This window comes from Amycolatopsis sp. NPDC059657 (assembly GCF_042734395.1).
GTDB lineage: Bacteria > Actinomycetota > Actinomycetes > Mycobacteriales > Pseudonocardiaceae > Amycolatopsis.
This window is the reverse complement of record NZ_JBHWEB010000229.1, coordinates 1-6,635: the sequence shown is the minus strand read 5'-3', so window position 1 is coordinate 6,635 and position 6,635 is coordinate 1. Positions and strand designations below refer to the sequence as shown.

At 67.2% G+C, this 6,635-nt stretch carries 5 protein-coding genes; 4 read left to right on the top strand and 1 reads right to left on the bottom strand.

Annotated features, from left to right (window positions below; translation table 11 throughout):
- Window positions 1-74 precede the first annotated feature (74 nt).
- Complete coding sequence (locus ACFV15_RS47515; RefSeq protein WP_378360053.1) at window positions 75-2,414, bottom strand: GH92 family glycosyl hydrolase; 2,340 nt, start codon at window positions 2,412-2,414, stop codon at window positions 75-77.
- A gap of 285 nt (window positions 2,415-2,699) precedes the next feature.
- On the opposite strand from ACFV15_RS47515, the gene ACFV15_RS47510 reads away from it, so the two are divergent.
- The 4 genes from ACFV15_RS47510 (at window position 2,700) to ACFV15_RS47495 (ending at window position 6,545) form a co-directional block, all read left to right on the top strand.
- A complete protein-coding gene (locus ACFV15_RS47510) occupies window positions 2,700-3,683 on the top strand; it encodes a LacI family DNA-binding transcriptional regulator (RefSeq protein ID WP_378360052.1) in 984 nt (327 codons plus the stop codon).
- Entirely contained in the window at window positions 3,680-4,732 is a 1,053-nt protein-coding gene (locus ACFV15_RS47505; RefSeq protein ID WP_378360050.1) for a class I mannose-6-phosphate isomerase, read from the top strand. Before ACFV15_RS47510 ends, ACFV15_RS47505 begins: the two co-directional genes overlap by 4 nt.
- Window positions 4,729-5,496: an ATP-binding cassette domain-containing protein gene (locus tag ACFV15_RS47500; RefSeq protein WP_378360049.1), complete on the top strand. Its 768-nt coding sequence runs from the start codon at window positions 4,729-4,731 to the stop codon at window positions 5,494-5,496. The genes ACFV15_RS47505 and ACFV15_RS47500 overlap by 4 nt, the downstream gene beginning before the upstream one ends.
- 62 nt (window positions 5,497-5,558) lie before the next feature.
- Window positions 5,559-6,545, top strand: coding sequence for an ABC transporter permease (locus tag ACFV15_RS47495; protein WP_378360055.1), 987 nt, complete (start codon window positions 5,559-5,561; stop codon window positions 6,543-6,545).
- The last annotated feature ends 90 nt before the right edge of the window (window positions 6,546-6,635 follow it).

The window sequence follows — 6,635 nt, the reverse complement described above, 5'->3', positions numbered from 1 at the left end:
CGTCAGCTCTGAGCTGACGAACGCCACATTGGGAGGCTGAAACCTGACGAATGCCGCATTGGGGGTAGTCAGAGCTACCCGGCGCAGGGGGAGGCCGGGGCCGAGCCCGGCGCAGTCGCCCAAGAAGCCGGGCTCGCCGAGAGCTTGAAGTCCAGCGTGGCGCCTCGGGTCAGGTGTTCGAGGCCGACGTAGACGCGGTCCGAGGCCCGCCCGGCCACGCTCAGCCCCGAGATGTACTGGAGCTTCGACGCGTCCGCGCCCGAAGCCCGCAGCGTCACGTCACGCCCGTTTTCCAGATGCAGCACCGACTTCGAGAAGCGCGGGGCGTTCAGGACGAACTGCCCCGTGCCGGGCACCGCCGGGTAGAGACCCAGCGCGCTGAACACGTACCAGGCCGACATCGTGCCGAGGTCGTCGTTGCCGGTCACGCCGTTCGGCGCGTTGGTGAACAGGGTGTGCGCCGCCCTGACGACCGCCGAGGTCTTGCCGGGCTGCCCGGTGAGCGCGTACATCCACGGCGAGTGCAGGTCCGGCTCGTTGTTCGGGTTGTAGCGGAACTGGTTGTAGTAGTTGTACGGGCCGACGACCCATTCCTTGCGCACGGTCGTCGCCGGGTCCTTGACCAGGTCGGCATACGCGAAGAAGTCGTCCAGCCGCTTGCCGACCGCCTCGGACCCGCCCATGCGCTGTGTCAGGCCTGGGATGTCCTGCTGCACCAGCCACTGGTACTGCCACGAGGTGCCCTCGTGGAAGCCGTCCTGGCTCTGCGGGTTGAACGGCTTGTCGGCAGGGGTGAACCAGGCGCCGCCGAGGACCTTCGGCCGGAAGAAGCCGGAGAAGCCGCGGTCGGTCAGCGACGAGTCCCACAGCGTGCGGTACGTGCGTGCCTTCTCCGCCAACGCTTTCGCGTCGTCCTGCTTGCCCAGCGCGGCGGCCATGATCGAGAGCGAGCAGTCGCCGAGCGCGTACTCCAGTGTCGCCGACGCGCCGTGGTTCGGGTCGGTGTCCTGGCCCTTCTTCGGGAAGTTCGGGTCGTACTGGACGAACCCGTCCTTCTGGTACGACGGGTTGCCGGAGCGGCCCTGGAACGGCGAAGCCGCGGGCGGCACCTCGCGCGAGTTCTGCAGAAGTGCTTGGTACGCCTGCAGTTCCGAGCCGTTCAGCGCGCCGAACCGCCACAGGTCGACCAGGAACGGGACGACAGGATCGCCCGTCATGGTGTTCGTCTCCTGGTTGGCGTAGGCCCACCGAGGCAGCCAGCCGCCTTGGTCGTGAATGGCCAGCACGGTCTTCGCGATGTCCTTCGCCCGCGACGGCCGCAGCAGCGCGAGCAGCTGGTTCTGCGTGCGATAGGTGTCCCACAGCGAGAAGAACTCGTAGTAGGTCCAGCCGACCGCGCGGTGGATCTTGTTGTCGAAACCGCGGTACCGGCCGTCGACGTCGTTGCCGGTCAACGGTTGCAGCAGCGCGTGGTAGAGCGAGGTGTAGAACACCGTCCGGTCGTCGTTGGCGCCACCCGCGATGTCCACAGAGGACAGCTCGCGCCGCCACACACGCTGCGCGTCCTCGCGCGCGCGGTCGAACGGTTTCACTTCAAGGTTCTTGCGCGCACCCTCAGCGTCCACATGGGACAGGGCGGTCGACGCGGTCACCTGCGCGCCGTCGAAGTCCAGCCAGGCGCCACGCAGACCGGCGCCGCCTGCGGACTCTTTCGAGCCGGGCGCGTTGCCGGCGGGCGACCACGTGCCGAACGACTTGAACGGCTTGTCGAACGTCGTCCGGAAGAACGTCGTGTACGGCTTGCCGCCGCAGAACGCCTGCGACTCAACGGTTCCTTCGACCGTGCGCGAGTCGACCACGCGGATCGAGGACGCCGTCACCGGCTCCTTGTCGTTGGCCTGGCCGACGTTGACGAACACGTGCGCGTCACCCGGCTTCGCGAATGTGTACCGCTCGACGCCGGTACGGGTCGACGCGGTCGCCTCGACGTCGATGCCGCCGTACCCGGTCAGCTTGACCTTGTAGTACCCGGGTTTCCCGACCTCACCGTCGTGCGTGTACGCCGACGCGTACTGCTTGTGGTCGAAGACCTGCGGCAACGGGCCCGTGGCGGGCATGGTGGACACCAGCCCGCCCTGCTCCCAGCAGCCGGCGCCGGACAGGAAGAAATGCCCGAACCCGCGAATCGCCGGGTCGTCGTACCGCCAGCCCGCGTAGTGACTTCCGATCGGCGACACCTGGGTCATCCCGAACGGCGCCGAAGCGCCGGGGAAGGTGTTCCCGTCGTCCTTGGTCCCGATGAACGTGTTGACCGCTTCCAGCGCGTCACCAGGCCGCGCCTGCGCGGCGACCGGCGACAATCCCGCCGCGACCACCGAGAGCGCCAGCGCCCCGGCCAAACCCCTGCTCCGCATTTCCCGTCTCCAGACAGCCGATGACAACCTTGTCGGACAGCTCCCCATTCGCGGCTACCTTCGGCAATCGATCACCGAACAGTCAAGGAGTGAGTGAGAGCCTGTCTTGTTCCGGACACCGGGATCCGCCATCCGCAGTAACACTTTGACCTCGCGATTCGGAGGTAAACGGGGCCCGGGGATTGACAGGAATGCGACATCTGGTGTCCAATCCCAGCCACTATGACAACGTTGTCGTCGGGCGGCCAGGGCGCTGCCCCCAAGACCGCGAGCCGGCGAGCCACCATGAGTGACGTCGCCAGGCTGGCCGGTGTCAGCATCAAGACCGTCAGCCGGGTCGTCAATGACGAGCCCGCCGTCCACCCCGACACCGCCGAGCGCGTGATGGCCGCCATCGAGCAGCTCGGCTTCCGCCGCAACCTCGGCGCCCGCAACCTGCGCCGCGGCTCGACCACGGGCACCATCGGCCTGATCGTCGAGGACGTCGGCAACCCGTTCTACTCCGAGCTGAACAGAGCCGTCGAGAAGATCGCCACCTCCTTCGGGCGGCAGGTGCTCACCGGCTCGTCCGAGGAGAACTCCGACCGCGAACGCGAGCTGGCGCTGGAGTTCTGCGCGCGCCGCGTCGACGGCATCCTGGTCGTCCCGGCAGGCATGCAGCACGGCTATCTCGTGCCGGAGATGCGCGCGGGCACCCCGGTGGTGTTCATCGACCGCCCGGCAGGCGACATCGTCGCCGACACCGTGCTGGTCGACAACATCGGCGGCACGGTCGAAGCGGTGACGCACCTGGTCAGGCATGGTCACCGGCGCATCGCGTTCCTCGCGGACAGCCCGGACATCTACACCGCGGGCGAGCGCCTGCGCGGATTCCGCGAAGGCTGCGCCCGCGCCGGGATCGCGTTCGACGAGCGGCTGGTGGTCATGCGCACGCCGACCGCCGAGAGCGTGTCCGACGCGGTCCAGCTGCTGCTCACCGGGCCCGACGCGGCCACCGCGGTGATCGCGGGCAACAACCGGGTCGCCGTCCATCTGCTGCGCGCGCTCGCGCACGCGGAGAAGCGGCCCGCCATGGTCAGCTTCGACGACTTCGAGCTCGCCGATCTGCTCGACCCGCCGGTCACGGTGGTCGCGCACGACGTGAGCGCACTCGGCCACGCGGCGGCTGAACTGCTGTTCGCGCGGGTCCAAGGAGATCAGTCAACCCCGAGAAAGGTAGTCCTGCCCGTGCATCTCGTAGCCCGTGGTTCCGGCGAGGTCGCCCCGTGAACGCGCACCTCGAGCCCATCCGGCTCCCGGCGAACCAGCCGCCGCAGTTCTACCGAGGCGGTGACGCCATCGCGGCGTTGCGCGGCGCTTCGAAGTCGGAGAAGTTCGGCCCGGAGGACTGGGTCGGCTCGGCCACCACGATGTTCGGCCAAGAGACCAACGGCCTGACGAAGCTTCCCGACGGCGAATGGCTGCGTGACGCCATCGTCGCCAACCCGGTCGCCTGGCTCGGCCAGAAGCACATCGACGCGCTGGGCGTGTCGACCGGTTTGCTGGTGAAGCTGCTCGACGCGGGCCAGCGCCTGCCCGTGCACTTCCACCCGTCCGACTCGTTCGCGCGGCAGCACTTCGACTCGCACTTCGGCAAGACCGAGGCCTGGATCATCGTCGGCACCTACGGCGACGACCCACGCGTCTACCCCGGTTTCAAGGAGACGGTCAGCAAGGCGACCGTCAACGACTGGGCGCGCACGCAGGACGCGCCGACCATGTTGGACGCGCTGAACAGCATCCCCGTGCAGGCGGGCGACACCGTCTACATCCCGGCCGGGCTGCCGCATGCGATCGGCGAGGGCGTGTTCGTCGTCGAGCTGCAGCAGCCGACCGACTTCTCGCTCACCCTCGAATGGCGCGATTTCCTGGCCAGCCCCGAAAAGGGCCACCTGGGACTGGGCTTCGAGACGGCGATCGAAACGCTCGACACGTCCGGCTGGGACGCCGACCGGCTCACGAGCATCATCAAGCACACCGCCGACGACAGCTCGTCCACTGTGGACCTGCTAGCCGCCGGCAGCGACGAATTCTTCCGCGCGGACCAGCTCCGGCCTTCTTCTCATAACGCGACAACGTTGTCATTGGACCCGAGCTTCGCGGTACTGGTCGTGATGGACGGTGCGGGCACGCTCCGCACCGAGCACGGCGGCGAGTACGCGCTCGCCAAGGGCGACACCTACGTCGTTCCGTGCGACGCCGGTGAGTCCACTGTGGAAGGAGACGTGACGGTGATCCGCTGCCGTCCGGCCGCACCCGAGAAAAGGATCAAGTCATGAGCGCCGAGATTCTGCTCGACGCACGCAATCTGGTGAAGCACTACGGTTCCGTGGAAGCACTGCGCGGAGCCTCGTTCCAGGCACGCGCAGGCGAGGTCACCGCACTGATCGGTGACAACGGCGCAGGCAAGTCCACTTTGGTCAAATGCCTGTCCGGCGCGGAACAGCCCGACGAGGGCGACATCGTGCTCGACGGCGAGAAGATCCGCCTCGACTCGCCGACCACCGCCCGCGAACTCGGTATCGAGACCGTGTACCAGGACCTGGCTGTCGCACTGGAACTGGACCCGGCCGCGAACCTGTTCCTGGGCAGGGAAATCCACCGCAAGGGCATCCTCGGCAAGCTGGGCATGCTGGACAAGGCCGAGATGCGCCGTCAGGCGATCGAGGAGTTCAAGCAGCTCGGCGTGACCTTGCAGAGCACCGACGTGCCGATCGGCGCACTGTCCGGCGGCCAGCGCCAGAGCGTCGCCGTCGCGCGCTCGGTGGTGTGGGCGTCGAAGGTCGTGTTCATGGACGAGCCGACCGCGGCGCTGGGCGTGGTGCAGACCGAGCGCGTGCTCGACGTCATCAAGAAGGTGCGTGACCGCGGCATCGCGGTCGTGCTGATCAGCCACAACATGCCGGAGGTGCTCAGCGTCGCCGACCGGATCGAGGTGCTGCGCCTCGGCCAGCGCGTCGCCCGTTTCAAGGCCGAAGACACCAAGCTCGAAGATCTCGTCGCCGCGATGACCGGCGCGCTCGTGCAAGAGGAGGCGGCGTGACCGTGGCCACCAAGGAAAAGCCCGCCATCCAGTCCACTGTCGACGGCTTCGAGAAGCGTCCGATGTGGACGAGGCTGGCCGCTGCCAACACGTTCTGGATCGCGCTCGTGCTCATCGCGCTGATCGTGGTGTTCACCGCGATCGCACCGAACGAGTTCGCGACGCTGTTCACCTTTCAGACACTGCTCATCGAGACCTCGGTGCTGCTGGTGCTCTCGGTCGGCATGACGTTCGTGATCATCACCAGCGGCATCGACCTGTCGGTCGGCTCGGTCCTGATCTTCGCTGGCATGGTCGCTGGTAAGACCATGGAAGGGCTGAGCCCGGACGGCGACGCCACCAAAGCCGGCTGGGGCATCATCTTCGCCGGTCTCGCGGCCGCGGTCGTCGCGGGAACGGCGTGGGGTCTGCTCAACGGTTTCCTGATCGCGGTGGCCAAGATCCCGCCGCTGATCGTCACGCTCGGCACCATGGGCGGCGCGCTCGGCGCGGCGTACCTGCTGAACAACGGGTCCGACGTGCGCAGCGTGCCGACCGAGCTCAACAAGACGCTCGGCTACGGCACGTCCTTCGGCGGGGTGCCGAACCTGGTGCTGGTGGCCGTGGTCATCACGGTGATCGGCGCGTGGCTGTTGCACACCACCAAGTTCGGCCGCTACACCTACGCGGTCGGCTCCAACGCCGAAGCGGCCCGTCGGGTCGGCATCGGCGTCACCGCGCACCTGCTGAAGATCTATGTACTGACCGGATTCCTGGCAGGCATCGCCGGTTTCATGTCGCTGGCGTACTACGCGTCGACCACGATTTCGGCGCACACCACCGACAACCTGAACGCCATCGCGGCGACGGTCATGGGCGGCACGTCCCTCTTCGGCGGCATCGGCTCGGTGCTGGGCACGGTGATCGGCGTGTTCATCCCGGCGGTGCTGAAGAAGGGCTTCAACATCACCCACGTCCAGGACTTCTGGCAGATGATCGCGGTCGGCGCGGTCCTCATCGCCGCGGTCTGGTTCGACCAGCAGCGCCGTCGCAAGCGCAACTCCCGCTAGGTCGTGTTTCTCGGGTCTGGTGAGTTTTCCGCGAAACAACACCCAATTACCCCCAAAATATTTGTGGCGACTAATATAGAAATAACCTAG

Coding starts and splice junctions, on each gene's coding strand:
- ACFV15_RS47500 (WP_378360049.1), top strand. CDS start 4,729: ATGAGCGCCGAGATTCTGCTCGACGCACGCAATCTGGTGAAGCACTAC.
- ACFV15_RS47515 (WP_378360053.1), bottom strand. CDS start 2,414: ATGCGGAGCAGGGGTTTGGCCGGGGCGCTGGCGCTCTCGGTGGTCGCG.
- ACFV15_RS47495 (WP_378360055.1), top strand. CDS start 5,559: ATGTGGACGAGGCTGGCCGCTGCCAACACGTTCTGGATCGCGCTCGTG.
- ACFV15_RS47510 (WP_378360052.1), top strand. CDS start 2,700: ATGAGTGACGTCGCCAGGCTGGCCGGTGTCAGCATCAAGACCGTCAGC.